The following is a 21503-nucleotide window of genomic DNA, read 5'->3' as shown; positions in this document are numbered from 1 at the left end:
AACTCCAAAGTGACGAAGGTAAGGAGATTTATGGTCAACGAAAAATCGAGGTCGAACCAGTCTTCGCAGATGTGAAGGCTCATTTGAGGTTTACTCGATTTTCGGTTAGAGGGTTAGATAAAGTAAACATCGAAGTTGGATTGGTCCTAATGGCCATGAATATGATTAAATGGGCCCGAGAAAAGGCCCATTTAATCATAGAAATTCGAAAAAAGCAGGGCAATGAAAAAATCGACCAGAGAAAAGCAAAAATCACTTTTCTCTGGTCGATTTATTTTGAGTTATGTCCCAAACTCGTTTTTTTGCGAGGCACTATTTATTTAGCAGCATTCGCCTTCGGAACATCCGCTAGTGTCCAAGAAATGGTGGCAGAATAATGACCGCTGTCAGCCGCGTGGGTAGGGTCAATTGTGAGTGTACTACCAGATAAAGAACTGTGAACGTTTGTGTTCGGTGTTGTGGCATTAATGACTGAAACTGGTTGGTCATCATCCTTTAAAATAGCCAAAGATTTATTTTGGTCATTAATCAAATTCAGACTAATACCACCTTTGTTGCCGATTGGTTGACGTGTAGCCGTGTTTGCAAAAGTAGCCATCGCGGCTGTGAGCGACCAACCAGTACTGTGGACCCGCGGATCATAAATGGATAGTAATTGTTGATTATTGCCATCATAAGTTAACGATGTCCCTTGGGAGACGTTACTAACTGATCCTAGTGTCACGCCTTGAGCAATGTTATTTACGGTGAGTGGTGTGCTATCAGTCTTACTGAACGTAAAGTTGGGGATAGCATCTAGCGTTAATTGACCACCGGGATTCACAAACAGACGTGCTTTATTTGTATTCGTTTGCTGGTCAGCTCCATTGAACCCGATAACTGCGTAATACTGTGTTTGAGTCTGTGCAGCGCTAGTGTTTTTGACCGTCAACATACCATTTTGCATGCCATCTGGAGATGCTGAAATACTTGCGTTTGGTCCGTTAGTGATGGGCTTGTCTGATCCATGAGGCGGTATTTGATGCCATCCGACGACATAGGCCGATTTAGGAAATCCTTTGATGATGAAAGAAGCGTCTGATCCTTCATTAACAAGTTTGTCCTGCAACGCGCCGATGTAAACAACGGTGCTAGCGGTAATGCCGTTTGAAGTGGTGGCGGTAACCGTTACCTTGCCATATTGATTCAAATCTGAGGTTGCAGTTAGCTTACCAGTCGTGGCGTCGATGGTGGCTAACTGTGAATTATCAACAGACCATTTGATTGAATCCGTTGCATTAGCTGGCGTTAGCGTTGCCAGAATGTTTTCTGAATTACCGTTTGGGAGTGTGTCGCTTTCGCCGGCAATAGATAAAGCAGTAGCATGCACGTCCTGCGGGGAAATTGTTACCTTGGCAACTTTGGACCAGTAGATCGGATTAGCTAAAAATCCGTGAATTGTCACTGAAATTTGATAATAAAATGTAGACACGTGATCAACGTGTTGCTGAGTTTTAAGGCTGCCTGACAACGCGTTGCCATCTTCCTGTGCTTTTTTCCAGTTTTTTCCGTCTTCACTGATATACCAAGATGCTGTTATGTTATCGGTCCAAGGATCAAAAAGAGACTTAATGGCTGTAAATGAAAGTTGATAGTCTTTGTCTGACACGGTGTTCAGACTGAGGGGTTGTTGCGTGAAACCACCGACAAGCACAAATTTACCAACTGAAAACGGATCCGCGCTGGGGGCGCTCTTGGGGACAACGTTGTCGTCTGCGTGACCAGTAAAGGGGAACAATAGTGACACCAATATGAACATGATGATACTTAACCACACACGTTTAAACTTCATGTTAATTTACAGTCCTTATCCTTACTTTTTCGGGTGGCGACGACTGCCCACAAGATAGCCAACAATTATGAGAATGAGCGCGCCCAGTACGCCAAGCAAAATGTATAGCCAAGTCCAGTTGTGCTGAACGGTCACATGCTGATTGACTTGATGCGCTGTCTGGCGGGTAACTGTGAAGTGGCGGCTTAAATGCCAAATGTGTTTGCCTGATTTAGCGGTGAGCTTAAACGTGTAGTGACCTGGTTTTAACCGGTGTTTTGTAACTGGGACACCAAAATTAAAACTTGTTAGCGGTGCCATTGCATAATGTTTCTTTGTGGTTTCGTATAGTAAATGCGAATTGCCACGGCGATACACCTTTCCTGTGACAGTCATTTCACCAAACATAACTGGCTGCGTATTAGCTACATTGGCGGTCACCTGTGATTGATAATGGTTTGTGCTTGTTTTGATTTGGGTCAACTTTAAATCTGGGGCTAGTGACAGCGAGTCCGTTTGTTGCAAATTAACGCCTAGCGTCATGGCGTAACGGTTATTAATGCGAAAGTTTTTACCACTGGATGGGTGTTGCGCATGCTTGTCCGTTACGTAAAAGGCGCCGACGATTTGACCCTTAAGCTGTTTTGCCGGTGTTTTAAGGACAAATGTTACTGGTTTGGCTTCGTGTGCGTGAAGTTCCACATTGACACCAGTGCTGATTAAATCCGTAAAATTATTATGTCCTGTGGGTTGCCGATTCTTATTAGGACTGTAGCTAATCTGACCGTTATCGCCGGTCCACGCATTTGTAGGTGTGACACTTAATGTGCGTGCTTGCGATGAAGTGTTAGCGACAATTAGTGTCAACCGTTGCTCTAATGATGGGTGAACCTTTAGATCGAAGTAGCTGACACTTTTGTCGAGTTGGTTGTCTGGAATTTCTGCACGGATGGTAAAACCGGCGCCATTGCTGTTAGATGCTGCATTGACTGGCGGCAGCGATAGTATGAGAACGGTGAATAATGAAGCAAGTAATAATCCGAAATAATGTGTTCGATTGGAGGATAAACCGGACATACAAACACTCCTTTAATATAGTTGGCATTGCACTGAAACCCGTTTTGTCTGCGGACAAAACGGGCACGGTGAGTTGTTTAAGAGGTAGTGTAAATGAATGGTTAGGCTTTTGGCGCGTTGGCAGTAGGTACGTTAACCAAATTCCAGTATAAAGTGCCTTGATAAACACCTGTTGCAACATTGGTTTGCTTGCTAATGGTGAGGCTAGCGCTCTTGGTATCTGCGTAAAGGGCTTCATTGAATCCCTGACCAGTGTTCTTGGTTGCTGTCCAAATGGCGGTTTCTTGAGTGCCAGTGCCGTTATCATTTGCTGAGGAAGCAGTCAGTGTGACCGCATCTGGTTTGGCAACGTCGCTATCGCCTTTTGAACTAGTTGCATTCATTGCCAGTTTTGCATTGGCAATGGTGTCGGAACTTTTAGTGTTTTTGAATTGCCCCAGTGAGGTCATCAACTTCCAGCCATTATTTGAGCCAGTATAGTCGGCAATGTCAAGTTTACCGTTGTTGTTACCATCAAAATTATTGGCACTGTTCACGGTGTTATCGGTGTAGTTGACAGTGACATCACCATTGATGATGTCTGCGACTTTGGCGGTTGACAAATTCAGGTTAGGCACATGGTCAAGCGTTAAATCGCCAGGCTTAACTTCGAATTGTGCGGTTGAGTGGGCCGAAGCATTACTGGTGCCATCAGCAATAAATCCTTGACCAACAGTCGTGACATTAGTGATGTTATTTGCGGCAGTGCCTGGGCCATGACTGTTGTCTGCCCCACGATCCGCACTTGCTGTGGCAGTGCTAAGCGTTAGCACTGCGAGGGTTGAAAAGAAGAATAGAGTTACCTTATGCATGATCGATACATCCTCCGTTTGATTTGCTGTGATGGTTCTTTAACCATTAGAAATCACTATTTTGAACCGCCAATTAGTGTCACTACGTAATTGAGGCGCAAAATAATCAACTTTTTTTGTAATGCTAGTATAGTGAGCAACTTAGAACGCTTCAAATGAGGGGACAAAGTGATATTGATGAGAACACAGTCATTAAATTCGCTTTCATTTGTTTTTTTGACAAACAAAAACGCAGGCTTCTATGGTGAAGTCTGCGTTCCAATTGATGACAGAATAATGTGAAAAATGTTTGTTAAATGGCTTTACATCAGCTTTTATAAATAAAAAAATTGTCGTTTATTTATTTTGTAATTTGCTGGCTTGATTATCACCGGCGAATACATTTGGATGATGGCTGGCGCTTACGGTTGTCAACATTGACACACTCGCCGTGGGACCGGCTCAAGCCCGAAGTTCATGGTCTTGCACCTCGTCGCAAAGCCTCGTGAAGACCGCGAGTCTCTGCGACCGTCCGTAACCTAAATTCGGAAACCCACCGAATTAACGTTACCTTCACGGCTCGGTATCAATGTTGCCACCCTCCAGCTCACATAGCAGCCAGTTTAAGAAGATATCATTCAAGGGCAAACGGTGTTTACAATGGTTTACTGATTTGTGAAAGTAGTGGAGCTGACGGGAAACAGAGTTCCGTGTGGGCAACACTTGGCGGCGAGAATTTGGCCGCTTAGTGTTGCGGGATGACTTATGAGACGTGGATTTCGGCTCATAATCAAGGACGAAAACCGTGACTTGTGCGGGTTGAGACCGGTCCTCATGGAACGGCGTTTCCGGTCAGTGTAACGGCATTAAGCTGTTGAGACTATGTTATTTGTTCACCAATTTGCTGTGACGAATCCCGTAGCTGAAGTAAATGAGCATCCCGAACGCAAACCAGATCAAGGAAGCAACCCAAGTTTCCAGTGGCAACCGGAAAAGCAACAACATGCAGGCCAAGCCGGAAATAATCGGTAAGACCGGATACCAAGGGACACGGAAGCCGTCTGTGTGATTGATATCCTTTCGGCGACGAAGTGGGATGACGCCGAATGAGACAAAGGTGAAAGCAATCAGCGTTCCGATATTAACCAAGTTTGTCAGCTGCTCTAGTGGTACCAAACCAGCCATGATTGCAATAAGCACGGTGACCGTTGTCAAACTGGCAGTTGGATTACCGCTTTTTTTATTGACGTTGCCCAACCATTTAGGCAGAAGGCCATCACGACCAATGGAGTAAACGAGCCGTGAAGAAGAGTAGATCATGGCTAGCATCATCGTGAACATACCGGCAAGCGCACCTATTGAAACGAGGGCAGCACCCCAGTTTTGCCCAACTTGTTGCAGAGCAAACGCAACTGGGTCAGCAACGTTTAAACGTTTGTAAGAAACTAGACCAGTTAAAACAACGGAGACAGCAATATATAGAATAGAAGCGACAATTAACGTGCCAATAATACCGATTGGCATATTTCGTTTGGGATTCTTAACTTCGGCAGCGGAGGCAGCGACCACGTCAAAACCTAAGAAAGCGAAGAATACAGCTGAAGCACCGGCTAGCACGCCACCTTTATATGGAAAGAATGGGTGCCAGTTAGCTGGTTTTACATAGAATAGACCAACTAGTACGAAGATTAGGATGATGACAATTTTAACGGCAACCATAATGTTTTGAACGCGTGTCGACGTTTTCATACCATTGCTGAGCAGCCAGGCAACGAACAGAACAATGAGGACGGCGACAAGGTTAATGTAAGTGCCGTGGGCCGGATCAAACGCACCGGACAATGCGGTTGGCATGTGGATGCCAAAACCTGAAATCAATGAGTTGAAGTAGGCGGCCCAGCCTGTGGACACGGCGGCTACAGACAGCATGTACTCTAAGACTAGCGCCCAGCCGAGAATCCAACCAATGAACTGACCATAGACCACATTGCCGTAAGAATAGGCCGAGCCAGCGATTGGCAGGGCGGATGAAAATTCAGCGTAACACATGGCGGCTAGACCACAGACGATGGCGGCGACCACGAAAGATAAAATAATGGCCGGGCCGGATTTAGTTGCGGCGACTGTTCCAGGCAGAATGAAAATCCCGGTACCAATTACGGCACCAATTCCGAGTGCAACAAGATCCCAAGCGGACATTGATTTGATTAGCCGGCTGTCAGCATCAATATAGTTATCCAGTGATTCTTTCTTTAACATTTTGTCTAATATGGACATGGCGTTTCTCCTTTTTAATAAAAAACTGGTATTTTCAGCCCCTCGCCGAAAACACCAGTTGATTAATGCCAACCTCAAATAGATTGCCACAAAAAAACCGTTTGGACGAAGGTGGTACAATCATCCAAACGGTATGAGTTCATTTTAAATAAACGTTAGCCGAATGGATGCAAACCGGAAGTTTACCGTGCTTGCATCCAACAGTCGATGCAAGCACTAGCCAAACAGACTAAACGCGAATGCGTATGTGTTGTGAGTTAGTGATTGTGTCATAAACGTTCTCCTTGAAGTATGAGAAATATTCTCATTTGATGACCATAACTATAACGATTTTTTTAGACGTCGTCAACCGTTAATTTTTAAAGCAAAAACGACGGATGAACCTAATGTTTCGATTATGGAGCATTTTTAAACTCTGCGCTGATGGTGTAAACTTAACATCTGTGAGAAATTGAACGGAGGAAAACCATGAAGAAACGTGTCTTTGTCATTACCGGAGCAACCGGCACTGGCAAAACCACCGTCAGTGATTATTTGCGTGATTATTATCATATGCCTAAGGTAATCACACATACAACGCGCCCACCCCGAAAGGGCGAAATGAACGGTGTCGATTATTATTTTGAAGATGATACATCGTTTGATAAGAACCATTATTTAGAGCAAGTTGCTTATTCAGGTTACCGCTACGGCTCTTCCCATGAGGGGATCGATGCTGGGTTTGAGAAAAATCCTTACATCACGATCGTCTTAGATACGAAGGGTGCCATCACTTATGCAAAAGAACTCGGTGATGAAGCGGTCATTATTTTCTTAACTGTTAGTCAGAATGAAGATTTGATTGATCGAATGACCAAACGTGGGGATGACACGGTGATGCTACAGGAACGGCTGGATAGTCCAGAGTATCGGCGTGATCTGACCTTGCCGGCGGAATTAAAGAATGTAGCACATGTCATTGTAAATGATGACCTGGATTCAACAAAGAAAAAGATCGATACCTTGGTCACTGAAATCTTGAACTAGAAACTACTGTTTTGCAGGATTTTCTGTTACACTACTTAATAGTAATCGTTACTTTTTAATAACAATACAGATTAAAACTGTTATCAATGTACTGGAGGTCTTACCATGGCAGAAGATGTGAATACCGCGGTTGAAGTTTTGCAGAAACATCATCTGAAAATCACTAAACAACGGCGAACGATGTTATCGTTTTTGTGCCAACGTCCAGATCATTATACGGATGTGACGAGTTTGGATGCCTATATGCGGGACTTTTATCCAGGAATGAGTCATGCGACCATTTATCGGAACGTCAAGGAGTTTGAAGACCTCGGCTTGGTTGAGCAACAGGTGAACGGTGACCAAGCGCGTATTAAGTTCCAGTGTGACTTTGCCAATATGCATCATCATCACTTTATCTGTCGTAATTGTGGAAAAGTGACCGAATTGACCATGTGTCCAATGGACTTTTTTGCCAACCAGTTGCCAGGCGCACAAATTGAAGGCCATCGTTTTGAAATGTATGGCCTGTGTGCGGACTGTGTCGCTGCTGGTGCAGAATGACATTGGTCCAAATCAAACAAAACGAAAATCTTAAGTTCCATGTAAATCGAACCCGCCGACGTTTAACGCTGACGGGTTTTGTCTATACTATATGGTTGAATTGGTCTAGCAGCCAATGAACAAAAGATTTCGTTTTAATGACTAAGCTTTTATAAATAAGGAGTTAGCTATGGATCATCGAATTCCGCCGTTTGTGACCCCCGTTGCTGTTGTGTCAATTATTTTGGCGCTGTCCGCAACTAATATTGTGGTTAACAAAGTGACGAACACGTCTGAAGGGGCGCCGGTCACAAGAACGGTAACTAATTCATCTGGCAGTTCGGTTCAATCGTCGGATGATTCTAAAAAAGATAATAATTCAAGTTCAAATAGTGAAAGTTCCAAGACTGACAGCACCACTGACGAAAGCTCTAGCAGCCAAACCACTGATGAGTCAACGCCAGGCACAACGACGAAGAGCAATAGCACGGCTGACAGCAATGATGGTGGTACCACAACCCGTCAAAGTAGCTCATCGGCCACTGAATCCAGTGCAGCTAGTTCTTCTACGACAGCCAATTCTACGAACAACAATAGTGCTGCAACGGGCAATACGGGTGCTAATACAGGCTCGTCTACCGCGACAACTACATCAAGCAGTCAATAAAGGTTTATTTTTGACTCAGTAACTCTCATGAATAAGTAAGTAGGTGACAACATGCTTAGTTTGCTCGACATGGCAAACCATTTTCTTGGTTATTTTAATGTCAACACAACGTTAAAGGGACGCATTTACACCATTTTGGGCTTTTTTGGCGATTGGTATTTGCTCTACATTGGGATTCGGTTTATTCAAAACCAGGGTTACCTGCGTGGCGCATTGCTCATCTTGGTCTTCTTTGCCCTGATGTACTTTACACTGGTTAACTTTTTCTTTTATTTTCTCAAACGTCGGTTTGTACTCGACCCATCCGAAAAGATTGCGGCTTTGTTGGGCGATGAACGTTTAAAAGAACAGGAAAGTCGTTTCAATGAGCATGATCGGTATGATCATTTTGCGCCTGCGACGGGGCTGTATGATGAAAAACAAGTGATTCCTGCTAAAGTTGAGCTGAATGGTACCAATCATAAGAACTTGGCTCAGATTGCCGCACAGTTACAGGCGGCTAATCTGTTACCTCAAGATTATGAAGGTCATAGTGACCAAGAAGTTTTGAGCCAGGCCAAAGAGACCAATAAGCCAGTGTTTGCGATAGGTGAAGGAACACCCTTACCTTATTTTGATTTGCGACAACAGGATGGCCATTTTGTAGTCTATGCGGGGATGAATCAGATGACGGCACTGCCAGTCGGTCGGGTAACACGGGTCGGCTTGTCGGACATTAAGCAAGCGCATGAGCAGTTCAAACTATTTTTAGCCACTGCCGTTTTGCAAGGTGGGGTAGCTAAATCGGCTGGGCGTTCCGGCGTCATCGAGAGACGTTTGCCGTACACGGTCAAAGTTGAGGTTGCTTTCAGTGAAAAGAATTCGGCTTCCAATGCGACAAGTCAGAATTCGTCTGCCTTTTCTGAAAGTCAGACGTCTACCGAGGACCCAATGCGGTCTTTTGCAAAGTCCGCTGAAAATTTAGATTCAGTTAACAACAGTTTGTCAAATAAAACGCCTCAAAATCGTCGAGAAAATCGATAATTTTGAGAGATTAGATTATCAATAAGAAAATATCGTGAAAACGGGCGTGTCGGAGCACAGTAGCTTTGACACGCCCTCTTATTAGGGTCTAAACTTAGTTAATGACCTTGAGAATTACACAACTTGTAATTCAACAGTTTAGGTTGAGATTATTTGAGGGTGAGGAACCGATTATGTCAATGATTGAATTTCACGACGTACAGAAGTATTACGGTGACTTTCATGCGTTAAAAGACATTAATTTAACGATGGAAGCAGGAGAAACGGTTGTGCTCATCGGACCGTCAGGATCAGGGAAGAGTACACTATCCCGAACAATTAATGGTTTGGAGCGGATCCAGAGCGGCCAGTTAATTGTTAATGGGCAGGATTTGGCTAATCCGAAGACGGATATGAACCGGATTCGGAAGAATGTTGGAATGGTTTTCCAGCACTTTAACTTGTATGAAAACAAGTCTGTGCTGGAAAACATCATGTTGGCACCTCGAATCGTGCTACATAGAAAAGAAGATGAAAATAAGAAGCTAGCCATGCAACTGTTAGACCAAGTTGGTTTGGCAGACAAGGCTAACAACATGCCATCCGAAATTTCTGGTGGGCAGGCACAGCGTGTGGCCATTGCGCGTTCATTAGCCATGCAGCCAAAGGCGCTGATTTTTGACGAGCCAACATCTGCGTTGGATCCAGAAATGATTGACGATGTGCTGGGTGTTATGAAGACAATTGCAAACGACTCAAGCATGACAATGCTGGTTGTGACTCACGAAATGGGCTTTGCCCGTGAAGTTGCTAACCGGGTTATCTTTATGGCGGACGGTCAAATTCTTGAAGATGATGCAACGAAGGAATTCTTCGATCATCCAAAAGAGGAACGTGCCCGTCAGTTCCTGAGCAAGATCATTAACCACTAATTTGGAAAGAGTGTTGCCCAACTCCGGGTGAATCCGAGCAACAACGTGAATGGTGAAATTGAACTAGCGGTCTTTGCTAGGGCAGTTTCAGCTTTCGGGTTGTGCACAGGATTCAGGAGTTGGGTGCACGTTTAGAAAGTGTTGCCGAGGCCCGCATTCCGAGTCTCTGGCACACAATTATGGAGGCACTGTCATGAAGAAACAATTCAGACTTGCGACCTTATTAGTGGCGTTGGGCGCGTTGATGCTGACATTGAGTGGTTGTGGAAAATCACTGTCACAACAAGACGTTCTGCAAAATGATCGCAAGGCAAACACAATTACATGGGGTGTTAAGGCCGACACCAAGCTGTTTGGTTTGATGGATGTTCGTGATAATCAAATCAAAGGGTTTGATGTGGACATGGCTAAGCACATTACCCGGCACATCCTCGGCAAAAAGGGGAAAGCTAAGTTTATTCAAGTGACATCACAGTCACGGATTCCATTGTTGAAGAATGGGAATATTGATGCCATTATCGCCACGATGACGATTACGCCACAACGTGAAAAAGTTGTTGGCTTCTCGAATTCGTACTTTGATGCTGGTCAGTCGCTACTGGTTCCAAACGGCAGCAAAATCAAAAACGTCAGTGATTTAAACAAATCTGGGACAACCGTTCTGGGGGTTGTTGGTGCGAACTCAGTTCAAAACATTAAGAAGTTTGCGCCTAAGGCTCGTGTCTTGGAACTTCAAGATTATGCCCAAGCATTGACGTCTCTGAAAGCTGGTCAAGGGGTTGCCTTAACTACTGATAACGGGATCCTTTATGGGATGGCCGTTCAAAACCCTGGCTTTAAAGTTGTTGGCGGGACATTCACCAGAGAGCCTTACGGGGTTGCCGTTAATAAAGGTCAAAAGCCATTTACTAACGAGGTCAACAAGGCCATCAAGGAAATGGAAGCTGACGGCGAATATAATCAATTAATTAAAAAATGGTTCGGTAACGTGCCTGGATTTAACTACAAGGAGCTGGAGCGATAATGATTACTATTTTATCTGATCATTGGCAAGAGCTGTTGACCGGTCTGGGTTGGACGCTGTTATCCAGTATCCTGGCGTTAATTTTCAGTCTGATTATCGGTTCATTATTTGCCATCATGGAAGTTACGGAAAGCAAAGTGGCACGCACAATCGCCCGGATCTATATCGAAATTTTCCGGAACATTCCATTACTGGTTATTACAAGTTTCTTCTACCTTGTCATTCCAATGTATGTCGTTAAAGTTAACGGCTTTACTGCTGGGACGATTGGGTTAACAATTTATACATCAGCATTCATCGCTGAAACGGTGCGTTCGGGGATTCAGTCTGTTGACCCAGGCCAAATGGAAGGTGCTCGGGCGAACGGATTGACGTTCTGGCAGGCTATGTCAAACGTCATCTTGCCACAAGCATTCCGTTTGGTTATTCCACCACTTGGTAACCAGTTCGTTAACTTGGTTAAGAACTCATCCGTGTTGGCCTTCGTTGCCGGGTTTGATTTAATGTATCAAGCCAACAACATTGCATCCATCACGTTTGATACGATTAACAGTTATATGGTTGTCGGGGTGTTGTACCTGATTATCACGATGCCAATCAGTTACTACATGCGTTATCTAGAAAAACGCTTAGCGTAGAAAGGGGAGCTAACAGATGAAATCATTTATTGATGCCTATTCATGGATCAACCTCCGTTACCTCCTCGAAGGGCTGTGGATTACTGTTGAAGTGTCCGTTGCATCCGTGATTTTAAGCTTTATTCTCGGTTCATTTTTAGGAATTATTCGGTATACAAAAATTAAGTATGTTTCTGCGATTGTCGGTTTTATCATCGACCTTATTCGGAACTTACCACTGCTGCTGATCATCTTCTTCACTTACTTCGGGTTGCCAAACTTCGGGTTCAAACCTGAAATTATTCCAGCGACGATCTTAGCGATGACCATTTTCGAATCCACCATGTTGGCTGAAATCATTCGGTCTGGTATTCAGGCGGTTCCAAATGGTCAGATGGAAGGTGCCCGGGCAAACGGATTGACGTACTGGCAGGCCATGTTCCAGATTATTCTGCCACAAGCCTACAAAAAGATGATTCCTGCGTTGGTTAGTCAGTTTATTTCACTGATCAAGGATACGTCGCTGGCAACGATCATTGTGTTACCAGATTTGACGTACCATGCTCAAATTATTTACGGACAGAATGCCAACTACATTATTCCAATGTTCTTAGCACTTGCTGTGATGTACTTTATCGTATGTTACGGATTGTCTGTTTTGGCCAATTACATCGATCGCCGCTTAGCTTAATTCAGTTCAAATATCATTTTTGCCATCAATCAACTGTTCTATGACAGTGATTGATGGTTTTTTTGTGCTCATTGCTTCCGGTGGTCAGCATTGACACGCTCGCCGTGGGACCGGTTTCAGCCTCCCAAGTTCGGAGTCTCTCACCTCGCCGACAAGCCTCGTGAAGACCACGCGTCTTGTCGACCGTCCGTGTTGTAAATTCGAGAAAACCATTCGAATTAACAACACTTTCACGGCTCGGTATCAATGCTGACCGCCTACCACTCCGTCCAGTCTGACCTCCCGCCAAAAAATTGTTTGAATGATAAACATTTAAAAATACAAAAGTAAAATAAATATTTATTTTGTGGGAAAAGTGCTATTCTAATTAAAAATTAATCTTCAGGATTCGTACATATTATTTTTACTAAGGGGTGACGGGGATGGGGATTCAATTAGATCAGGTTCGCAAAGATTATGGTCGTACGGAGGTTTTACACGGTGTGTCTTTTTCATTACCGTTGGATACTGGCAATGTCTTTGGCTTGATTGGACCAAATGGAGCAGGCAAATCAACCTTAATGCGGTTGATCAGTGGGATTACGACCATCAATGGTGGACAACTGAGACTTGATAATCAGGATGATTCACACTATGAAAAGTGGGCTCAGCGCAATTCACTGTATATTCCGGCTGGTGATCGTGGATTACGAAATAAATTAACGCCATTGGAAAATCTACGTTATTTCAGTGCTATTCGATGTGTACCAATTAGAGATACACAGGCCAGAATGCTGGCCAATGCTAAGCTGTTTGATGCGGAAAGTCTGATGAATAAAGAGTTTGATCAAATGTCGACTGGTCAAAAGAAAAAGGCAACATTACTCGTTGCCATTTCGTTTGATACACCGATGTTATTATTGGACGAACCCTCAAATGGTCTGGATATGTCTGCACAAGTGGATTTAATGAAGCTGGTCGACTCTGTTGCTAAAAAGTCGCAGCATACGATTATTCTGTCTTCCCATGATCCGGTACTAATGAGTGAAGTGACCACACAGTATATATTCGTGAATGAGGGGACTGTGATTAAAACAGTTAATCACAGTTTGTCGGAAGCGGAATTGCGGCAAATGTATGAACAGCTGTATCAAAAGGCGGTGATTCGATGAGCGTACGTGAATTGGGCACCATGATCTGGGTTGAAGTAACGATGCAAATGAAGACGGACATCAAATACTTATCATCGACTGTGAGTGAGTTCATTCTTTATACTTTTGCATATTTAGCGGTAGTGATCTTTGGGGCAGTGAAGGGCATGAACGCTTTTTATCACACAAATCTTGGTGTTGTCATGATCCTAATTGGCTTTATGTTTTGGAATATGGGCGTGGTGGCAATGGACGAGTCGACGCTGTTTATTGAGACAGGAGCACGAACGGGTATTCTAGAAACGGAGATTCAATCTCGCTTTGCGCTGTGGTTCATTGCACTAGTTCGAAGCTGGGTCACTGATATTTATTACTTTGTGTACTTACTTATTTTGAGTGTGATCACAGCATTTGTTATTTCTGTTCCAGTCCTGCAATTAGTTAAGGCTGACGTCCTCGTATTTGTCATCGCCATTATTTCAAACGTCGGCATGTTAGGGATTGGGCTGCTATTCGGGGCTGGTTCGTTGAGATTTAAGCGAGTGGGTAACTGGAGCAGTATTCTTCAGTCAGCAATATTATTCGTGGCAAACGTTGCGATGCCAAATTACTTTGGTGCCCAGTTGTTATTGCCGTTTGGTGCTGGTATTGAAATTACGAGGCACTTGTTCCTTGGACAACCGGTATCGCTTAACCTAATTGGAATCTATTTTGGCGTAAACGTCATCTGGTTTGCTCTGGGCTTAGTCATTTTTCGCCACGCAATGCAGAAAGAGCGGCGCATTGGCAGTTTTGACCGATTTTAAAATAAACGAAATGGATGCGGACATTAAAAAATGTCCGTATTTTTTTGAGTTACCACTTGCAATTACTTTGTTACACACTATAATAATGGTATACAAATTACTTAAACACAAATAGTAATGTAATTGAAAGAAGGATGACGTTTATGCGGAATGATGAAATGAGAGATATGCAGCTAATCAGTAATGGCGGTGTTTGGTCTGAACTGGAAATTGATGAGCTGAGTCGCCGCCGTCAACGGGGAAGCAATCAATACAAGCGTTGGTAAAGAGAAAAATGTGGGTTTGATGAAAACTGACCAATCCTGAAAAATTAAAAAAATTTAACTTGAATCGTTCACTGATTGTCGAAAAGTCAATTAGTGAGCAATTTTTAATTCTTATAAAATGCTGTCATATCAACGATGAAAAGCTCCTACGTTGTTCATCAGCATTCCTTACCATTAGTTACTAATGATGTGCGAATAAATGGGGATGTATTTCTGCTTGTAAATTAGAATTTGATTAGTTATACTCTGTCTAATGACTTTTTAATCTTACGAATAAGACTGTGTTCATCATACATAACGGGCAATGTTTGATGCACTTGAATGCGGTTGAAGAAATGAGGGAGTAGCATGGCAGATGAAGAGAACCATTTTCTAAAAATCGAAGACGTCAGTACAGCTTTTAAAATTCAGGGTAAATACTACCCGGCTGTATCTGACGTCTCTTTAGATATCCACAATGATGAAATTGTTGCCATTGTGGGGGAGTCCGGATGTGGTAAAAGTACCTTAGCAACGACGATCATGGGCCTGCATGATCCTGCTGAAACCAAAATTGGTGGGAAAATTGAGTTTGAAGGCCAAGACCTGTTAACACTCAATGAAGACCAGATGAACAAGATTCGTGGTGCCAAAATTGGCATGATCTTCCAGGACCCGTTATCAGCGTTAAACCCACTGAAACGAATTGGTGATCAAATTCAGGAAGGCTTGGATTACCACACCAAGATGACTGAGGCTGAAAAGAAGGCCCGTGTGCTTGAGTTGGTTAACCAAGTTGGGATTCCTCATCCAGAACGGGTTATCCGTCAATTTCCACATGAATTATCTGGTGGGATGCGTCAACGTGTGGTTATCGCCATCGCGATTGCTTGCAAACCAGACCTGATGATTGCTGATGAACCAACCACCGCCTTGGACGTTACCATCCAAGCGCAAATCTTGGACTTACTTAAGGATATTCAAAAAGAAAACCATGCCGGGATCATTTTGATCACGCATGATTTGGGTGTTGTCGCTGAGACGGCTGATGAAGTTGCGGTTATGTATGCTGGTCAGGTCGTTGAAAAGGGTTCAGCCAAACAGATTTTTGATAATCCGCTGCATCCTTACACGCGGTCATTGCTACGTTCAATGCCTCAAAAAGACAGTGAAAACGATGATCTGTATGTCATTGAAGGTTCTGTTCCTTCATTACAGAAGATGCCTCAGGACGGCTGTAAGTTTGCCCCACGGATTCCATGGGTTCCCGCAAGCGAACATGAAGCACACCCAACGATGCATGAAGTTGAACCGGGACACCGCGTCCGCTGCACCTGCTACAAAAACTTTAAGTTCCAAGACGAAGCTTAGAATGGGGGAGAGTAAATGAGTTTAATTGAAGTTAAAGACCTAGAAGTTCATTACCCAATCCGTTCTGGGTTTTGGAACCGAGTAACGGATGAAGTGCTGGCTGTGGATGGAATTAGTTTAGATATTGAAGCCGGTGAAACATACGGACTAGTTGGGGAGTCTGGGTCGGGCAAGTCAACGACTGGTAAATCTATTGTTGGGTTAGAGAAGCCAACAAAGGGACAGATTCTATATAAGGGCAAGGATATTACCAAGCCTCGTAATCGCCATGAATTGGATTATAACCAAGATGTACAGATGATTTTTCAGGATTCATTGTCTAGTCTGAATCCACGCAAACGAATCGAAGACATTATTGCTGAACCATTGCGGAACTTTGCTCATTTAAGTAAAGATGATGAAAAACTACGAGTATTGCAATTATTAGATATTGTCGGCTTAGATGCCGATGCCTTATATAAATATCCTCATCAATTTTCAGGTGGACAGCGTCAGCGTATTGGGGTTGCACGTGCCGTGGCAACTAATCCTAAATTAATCGTCGCTGATGAACCCGTTTCTGCATTGGACTTATCTGTACAAGCTCAGGTTTTGAACTTTATGAAGAAAATTCAAAGGGACTTTGGTGTTTCATATTTGTTTATCTCGCATGATTTAGGTGTTGTTCGTCATATGTGCGACAACATTGCGATTATGCATAGAGGACGAATTGTTGAAATTGGGACCCGAGATGACATTTATAATCATCCAATGCATATTTACACTAAGCGTCTTTTGTCCGCAATTCCCGAGACCAGCGTTGAACATCGTGAAGAAGCGCGTGAGCACCGTGAAGCTGTTGAAAAAGAATTTCAGGAAAATCAAGACCGCTATTACGATAAGGATGGCAAAGTGCTACCGCTGATTGCTGTGACCGATACACATAAAGTGGCAATGCCACAGGATGAAGTCGATGAACTTCAAAGGGAGGATGATTAAATATGTGGAAAACAATTTTACGTCGTCTTTTAATCATCATTCCTGAAATTATTGCGTTAAGCATTTTAGTCTTTCTGCTAGCTAAGGCAATGCCCGGTGACCCATTTACTGGTTCTATCAATCCACATGCTAGTTTGGCACATATTCATCACTTGATGAGAATCAATGGATTATATGATCCTTGGTATCAGCAATATTGGAACTGGGTTGTTCACTTATTCCATGGCAATTTGGGAATGAGCTATGAGTATCAAGAACCGGTCACTCGAATTGTTGGTGAACGTGCTATTAACACATTATGGCTGGCTGTATTTGCGACTGTTATGACTTATGCAATTGGGTTGCCAGTTGGTCTATATGCTGGACGGCATCAAAATTCTCGTTCTGATCATGCTATTCGAATTTATACTTACGTAACCTTGTCTGTTCCATTCTTCGTTGTTCTTGTTTTAGGTTTATGGATTTTTGGTTATATGTTGGGTTGGTTCCCAACAACGGGTTCAATAAATACAAACGCAGCGCCAGGAATGGGCTCCGTAATATCTAGAATTCAACATATTGTTTTGCCAGGGTTATTGCAGGCTTTCTTTAGTTTAACTGGTATTGTTCAATACTTGCGTTCCGAGGTAATAGATGCAACGCATTCAGATTATGTGCGAACTGCACGTTCCAAAGGGGTACCTGTACGCGATGTTTTCAGACATCACATATTTAGAAACTCACTATTACCAATTACGGCAACTGCTGGATATGCCATTACAGGATTATTGGGAGGATCAGTCTTTACTGAAACAATTTTCTCATATCCTGGGATGGGACTACTATTTGTGAGTGCTATTAATTATCGTGACTACACTGTTATTACAGCTTTGGTCCTGTTATTCGGCTTTTTAAACATGCTTGGCACACTTTTGTCGGACATTATTATGGCAGCTGTTGATCCACGAATTCGGATTGAATAGAGGAGGAAATCTAAATGGCACAAAATGACAACTTAGAAAAAAAGTCTTCTATTTCTGCTGAGGATTTGGCTCGTCTGTCAAAGGAAGCAGAAGAAGAAGCAACGCCATCATCCAGAAAAATTATTTGGAATGAATTCAAGGCTGACAAAGCTGCTATGACGTCAGTAATTATTATTGTTGCTTTCATTTTATTTGTGGTTATCGCTTCGTTTTTCATACCAGCTCATGACTATAAAGAAGTTAATATTATGAGCTATTTCAACAAACCGTTTACTCCCGATTTTTGGCTTGGTGCAGATTCATCTGGACGATCAATTGCTAAACTGCTCATTGTTGGTTCGAGAAATTCGATTGGCATAGCAATTGGCTTAACCTTCATATCAGGAGCCTTTGGAATAGCTTATGGCCTTATTTCTGGGTATTTTGGTGGAATCACAGATATGATTATGTCACGTATCTATGATTTTATGATTATGTTGCCGCAACTAATGTTTATTATCGTGTTAGTAACAATTATTCAAAACTATAATGCTGTGACTCTAACACTCATTCTGAGTTTGTTTCAGTGGATGGGAACTTCCCGTTTAATTCGTTCTCGCTCATTAGCAGAATCGAGAAAGGATTATGTTGCGGCTTCTAAAACATCTGGAACGGGTAATTTCAGAATTATTTTTAGGGAAATCATGCCTAACATTTCATCTTTAATCATTGTTGAAATGACATTATCATTTGCTGCCAATCTTGGGGTTGAGACCGGACTCAGCTTTTTAGGATTTGGATTGCCAAATGGAACCCCGTCGCTTGGGACTCTTATGGCCAATGCTACAGATCCAACAAACATTACCCAATACTGGTGGACTTGGATTTTTGCTGCCATTGAGATTATCGTGCTATGTTTAGCCGTTAGTTATGTTGGACAAGCGCTCAGACGCGCAGCGGATTCTTCACAGCGTCTAGGTATGGAATAATTATTATAGATAAAAAAGTTCTTGTTTAATTAAATGAGAACTTTTTTCATTTAATTCTTTACATTTCTTAATGTTAGTCTTACACTCATAAACGTTATATAAATTCATCAATTATTCTATTGAGTGTACATATCGAGGAGGAAAATACATGTCGAAAACTAAAATTGCTTTGACGGGTATGGCTGCTCTTTCTGTTTTAACATTGGCAGCTTGTTCTAATGGGAATAGCAGTTCATCCAATAAGATGGTTAAGCTTCCACAGGCTTATAAGAACTCAAAATCCGCTATTAAGGGTGGAACACTGAAGGTTGCTGAAGTCAACGATGCTCCCTTCCAGGGAATTACAGATCCTGCGCTAGCTTCTAATGCTGAAGACACTGATGTTTTTGCACCTGAAATTCAAGATTTATTCAATAATGATAGTCATTATAAGTTTAAGAATGGTGGCCCAGCTAATTTCAAATTGGATAAGAGCGCAAAAACAATTACTGTTACGCTAAGAAATAATTTAAAATGGTCAGATGGGAAACCTGTTACGGCCAAGGATGTTGAATATGCGCAGGAAGTCGTTGCGTCTCCTGATTCAACATCTCAACAGTATTCGGACTCTATGTCCCAAATTGTTGGGATGGATGAATTCCATGCTGGAAAGTCTAAGACCATTTCAGGAATCGATATGCCCGATGGAGAGAATGGTAAAAAGGTGGTCTTCCACTTTAAACAGATGTCGCCTGGCATGCAATACGGCGGTTCTGGATTTATTTGGGAATATGCGGAGCCATATCATCAAATTAAGGACATTCCAATTGCCAAGTTAGCCTCCAGCGCCCAGGTTCGGAAAAACCCATTATCCTACGGGCCATTTAAGTTAAAGAAGGTTGTGGCAGGGGAATCAACTAGTTTTGTGCCAAATAAGTATTACTGGGGTTCAAAGCCTAAAACCTCTGGTGTTACAGTTCAAGTTGTTTCTACCTCTGCTATTGAGCAAGCCTTGAAGTCACACAAATATGATTTAACTGTGGGCGGACTTCCAACTTCGAAGTATCCACAGATCAAGAAGATTTCAGGGTATACAACTACTGGGACGCCATCACGTTCATTCGGATATTTTGGCTTTAACTTAGGTCATTTTGATACTAAGACTGCTGAAAATGTCATGGATAGTAGCAAGAAGATGTCCAATGTTAAACTTCGGCAAGCTATGGCCTATGCTATTAACCAAGACGAGGTCAGCAAAAAGTTTGGTAATGGATTGTCCGAACGGGCAACGACATTAGTTCCTAGATTCTTCACCCAATTCCATGACAATAGCAATAATGGTTATCCTTTGAACATTAAAAAGGCTAATAAGCTACTTGATGAGGCTGGCTACAAGAAGAAGGGAAAGTGGCGTCAAACGCCAGATGGTAAGCCACTGGTAATTAATTTTGCAGCGATGAAGGGTAGTGACACCGTTCAAGCCGAGGAAGACGATTATTTACAACAGTGGCACAAGGTTGGTTTGGACGTTAAATACGTTAATAATAAGCCAATGGAAATGAACAGTTTCTATTCTATGCTACAGGCACCAAGCTCAAATAAATTTGATATTTACTTAGCTGCTTGGCAGTTTGCCACAGAGCCTTCACCCCAACAAACTTATGGTAAGTCAGCGCAATTCAATATGGGTCACTTTGTTACGGCAAAGAACACTGAATTGATAAATAAGATTGACTCTCCTAAGTCATTTGATACTAGTTACCGTAAGCAACAGTTTAAAGCATGGCAGACGTATATGACTAAAGAAGCTGCATACCTGCCACAAAGTGAAGGTACTGACTATTCACCAGTCAACAATCGGGTTAAGAATTTCACTAACGATCCTGCTCACACAAATACTCAATATGCTGAACTTGCTTTAACATCAAATTCAACCGCTACTAAGTAATTTTGCCTTTCATAATTGACCGAATTTATCTGTATGGGATCATAGAGTTTTTAGAGCAGTTATTTATAACTGCTCTATTTTTATAAAGTGATCTGTGATGATACCGTTCTTACTTAGATTGGTGGCTAAAAGAGTCTAAGTTGGTTTGAAAATAAACTACGCGAGTTAGACAGTCATATGGTTCATTTGAAAACATTTAACTATCAAGTACCGAACTTCTATATTAAAGCGAGGCTATAATACATTCGGAAAGCTGGATTATTCAAGTGATGTCAGTGAGTATTACACGGTGAAAAGCTGTAAACGAAGATCTGCATAAATTGCAGGTCTTTTTGTTATGGCAAATTACAAGTTTAATCCGAACAAGCCCGGAAACTTTCAATGGCAGTCTGTTGATGATGGATTTTTAATGGTCGTTGATTAATAAGCTCAAGTGCTGCCAGGATTTCATCAGTCGTTATCTGGTCAAAGTTAGTCTTTTTCGGGAAAAACCAACGTAACCGTCGATTGAAATATTCATTAGATCCCCGTTCCCATGGTGAATACGGGTGACAAAAATACACTTTAATCTGATAGTCTTGTTCTATGGATCGATAATCGGCAAACTCCTTACCATGATCAACAGTTATAGATTTCACTTG

Annotated in this window: 22 protein-coding genes; 17 read left to right on the top strand and 5 right to left on the bottom strand. The window is 42.6% G+C overall.

Translation table 11 applies throughout. From position 1 onward, the window contains the following. Positions 1 to 377, top strand: a 377-nt coding sequence (locus tag G400_RS16695; protein ID WP_155827236.1) for a transposase, incomplete at its 5' end; no start/stop codon positions are given. On the opposite strand, the gene G400_RS0112670 is transcribed toward G400_RS16695, so the two are convergent. The 4 genes from G400_RS0112670 to G400_RS0112655 form a co-directional block, all read right to left on the bottom strand. Next, positions 317 to 1831: an Ig-like domain-containing protein gene (locus G400_RS0112670; protein WP_017261419.1), complete on the bottom strand. Its 1515-nt coding sequence runs from the start codon at positions 1829 to 1831 to the stop codon at positions 317 to 319. The two genes, G400_RS16695 and G400_RS0112670, sit on opposite strands and share 61 nt — an antisense overlap. A 21-nt stretch (positions 1832 to 1852) precedes the next feature. Then, positions 1853 to 2887: a DUF916 and DUF3324 domain-containing protein gene (locus G400_RS0112665; RefSeq protein ID WP_017261420.1), complete on the bottom strand. Its 1035-nt coding sequence runs from the start codon at positions 2885 to 2887 to the stop codon at positions 1853 to 1855. Positions 2888 to 2988: 101 nt separating this feature from the next. Further along, on the bottom strand, positions 2989 to 3738 hold the full coding sequence (locus G400_RS15415) for a WxL domain-containing protein (protein WP_017261421.1): 750 nt from the start codon (positions 3736 to 3738) through the stop codon (positions 2989 to 2991). Between the two features lie 864 nt (positions 3739 to 4602). Next, complete coding sequence (locus G400_RS0112655; RefSeq protein WP_017261422.1) at positions 4603 to 5994, bottom strand: APC family permease; 1392 nt, start codon at positions 5992 to 5994, stop codon at positions 4603 to 4605. Positions 5995 to 6462: 468 nt separating this feature from the next. Between G400_RS0112655 and G400_RS0112650 the strand changes: the two genes are divergently transcribed. The 16 genes from G400_RS0112650 (at position 6463) to G400_RS0112575 (ending at position 20862) form a co-directional block, all read left to right on the top strand. Then, entirely contained in the window at positions 6463 to 7020 is a 558-nt protein-coding gene (locus tag G400_RS0112650) for a hypothetical protein (RefSeq protein WP_017261423.1), read from the top strand. 105 nt (positions 7021 to 7125) lie between these two features. Then, the gene (locus G400_RS0112645; RefSeq protein ID WP_017261424.1) at positions 7126 to 7563 is read left to right on the top strand and encodes a Fur family transcriptional regulator; all 438 of its coding nucleotides are present in this window, start codon (positions 7126 to 7128) and stop codon (positions 7561 to 7563) included. A gap of 169 nt (positions 7564 to 7732) precedes the next feature. Beyond that, positions 7733 to 8209, top strand: coding sequence for a hypothetical protein (locus tag G400_RS0112640; protein WP_017261425.1), 477 nt, complete (start codon positions 7733 to 7735; stop codon positions 8207 to 8209). 51 nt (positions 8210 to 8260) lie between these two features. Continuing rightward, complete coding sequence (locus G400_RS15410) at positions 8261 to 9232, top strand: DUF6681 family protein (protein WP_017261426.1); 972 nt, start codon at positions 8261 to 8263, stop codon at positions 9230 to 9232. Positions 9233 to 9405: 173 nt separating this feature from the next. Continuing rightward, the gene (locus G400_RS0112630) at positions 9406 to 10143 is read left to right on the top strand and encodes an amino acid ABC transporter ATP-binding protein (RefSeq protein ID WP_017261427.1); all 738 of its coding nucleotides are present in this window, start codon (positions 9406 to 9408) and stop codon (positions 10141 to 10143) included. 193 nt (positions 10144 to 10336) lie between these two features. Next, entirely contained in the window at positions 10337 to 11167 is an 831-nt protein-coding gene (locus G400_RS0112625; protein ID WP_017261428.1) for a glutamate ABC transporter substrate-binding protein, read from the top strand. Further along, a complete protein-coding gene (locus G400_RS0112620; RefSeq protein ID WP_017261429.1) occupies positions 11167 to 11805 on the top strand; it encodes an amino acid ABC transporter permease in 639 nt (212 codons plus the stop codon). Before G400_RS0112625 ends, G400_RS0112620 begins: the two co-directional genes overlap by 1 nt. Positions 11806 to 11821: 16 nt before the next feature. After that, complete coding sequence (locus G400_RS0112615) at positions 11822 to 12475, top strand: amino acid ABC transporter permease (protein ID WP_017261430.1); 654 nt, start codon at positions 11822 to 11824, stop codon at positions 12473 to 12475. 422 nt (positions 12476 to 12897) lie between these two features. Next, positions 12898 to 13626, top strand: coding sequence for an ATP-binding cassette domain-containing protein (locus G400_RS0112610; protein ID WP_017261431.1), 729 nt, complete (start codon positions 12898 to 12900; stop codon positions 13624 to 13626). Beyond that, on the top strand, positions 13623 to 14411 hold the full coding sequence (locus tag G400_RS0112605) for a hypothetical protein (protein WP_017261432.1): 789 nt from the start codon (positions 13623 to 13625) through the stop codon (positions 14409 to 14411). The genes G400_RS0112610 and G400_RS0112605 overlap by 4 nt, the downstream gene beginning before the upstream one ends. A 143-nt stretch (positions 14412 to 14554) precedes the next feature. After that, positions 14555 to 14677, top strand: coding sequence for a hypothetical protein (locus G400_RS16590; protein WP_017261433.1), 123 nt, complete (start codon positions 14555 to 14557; stop codon positions 14675 to 14677). A gap of 348 nt (positions 14678 to 15025) precedes the next feature. Then, positions 15026 to 16027, top strand: a complete 1002-nt coding sequence (locus G400_RS0112595) for an ABC transporter ATP-binding protein (RefSeq protein ID WP_017261434.1) — start codon at positions 15026 to 15028, stop codon at positions 16025 to 16027. A gap of 15 nt (positions 16028 to 16042) precedes the next feature. Then, complete coding sequence (locus G400_RS0112590; protein ID WP_017261435.1) at positions 16043 to 17005, top strand: ATP-binding cassette domain-containing protein; 963 nt, start codon at positions 16043 to 16045, stop codon at positions 17003 to 17005. Positions 17006 to 17007: 2 nt separating this feature from the next. After that, entirely contained in the window at positions 17008 to 17967 is a 960-nt protein-coding gene (locus G400_RS0112585; RefSeq protein WP_017261436.1) for an ABC transporter permease, read from the top strand. A gap of 14 nt (positions 17968 to 17981) precedes the next feature. Further along, positions 17982 to 18935 carry an ABC transporter permease gene (locus G400_RS0112580; protein ID WP_017261437.1) on the top strand — a complete coding sequence of 318 codons (954 nt, stop codon included), beginning with the start codon at positions 17982 to 17984 and terminating at the stop codon, positions 18933 to 18935. A 148-nt stretch (positions 18936 to 19083) separates the two neighbouring features. Continuing rightward, positions 19084 to 20862, top strand: coding sequence for an oligopeptide ABC transporter substrate-binding protein (locus G400_RS0112575; protein WP_017261438.1), 1779 nt, complete (start codon positions 19084 to 19086; stop codon positions 20860 to 20862). Between the two features lie 353 nt (positions 20863 to 21215). On the opposite strand, the gene G400_RS0112570 is transcribed toward G400_RS0112575, so the two are convergent. Beyond that, positions 21216 to 21503 (bottom strand): IS30 family transposase (locus G400_RS0112570; protein ID WP_027827234.1); only part of this gene is annotated, 288 nt, incomplete at its 5' end.

The sequence above is a fragment of the Furfurilactobacillus rossiae DSM 15814 genome, assembly GCF_000428925.1.
Taxonomy (GTDB): domain Bacteria; phylum Bacillota; class Bacilli; order Lactobacillales; family Lactobacillaceae; genus Furfurilactobacillus; species Furfurilactobacillus rossiae.
Note: the sequence above shows the minus strand (reverse complement) of the source record. Positions and strands in the feature narration are given on the sequence as shown.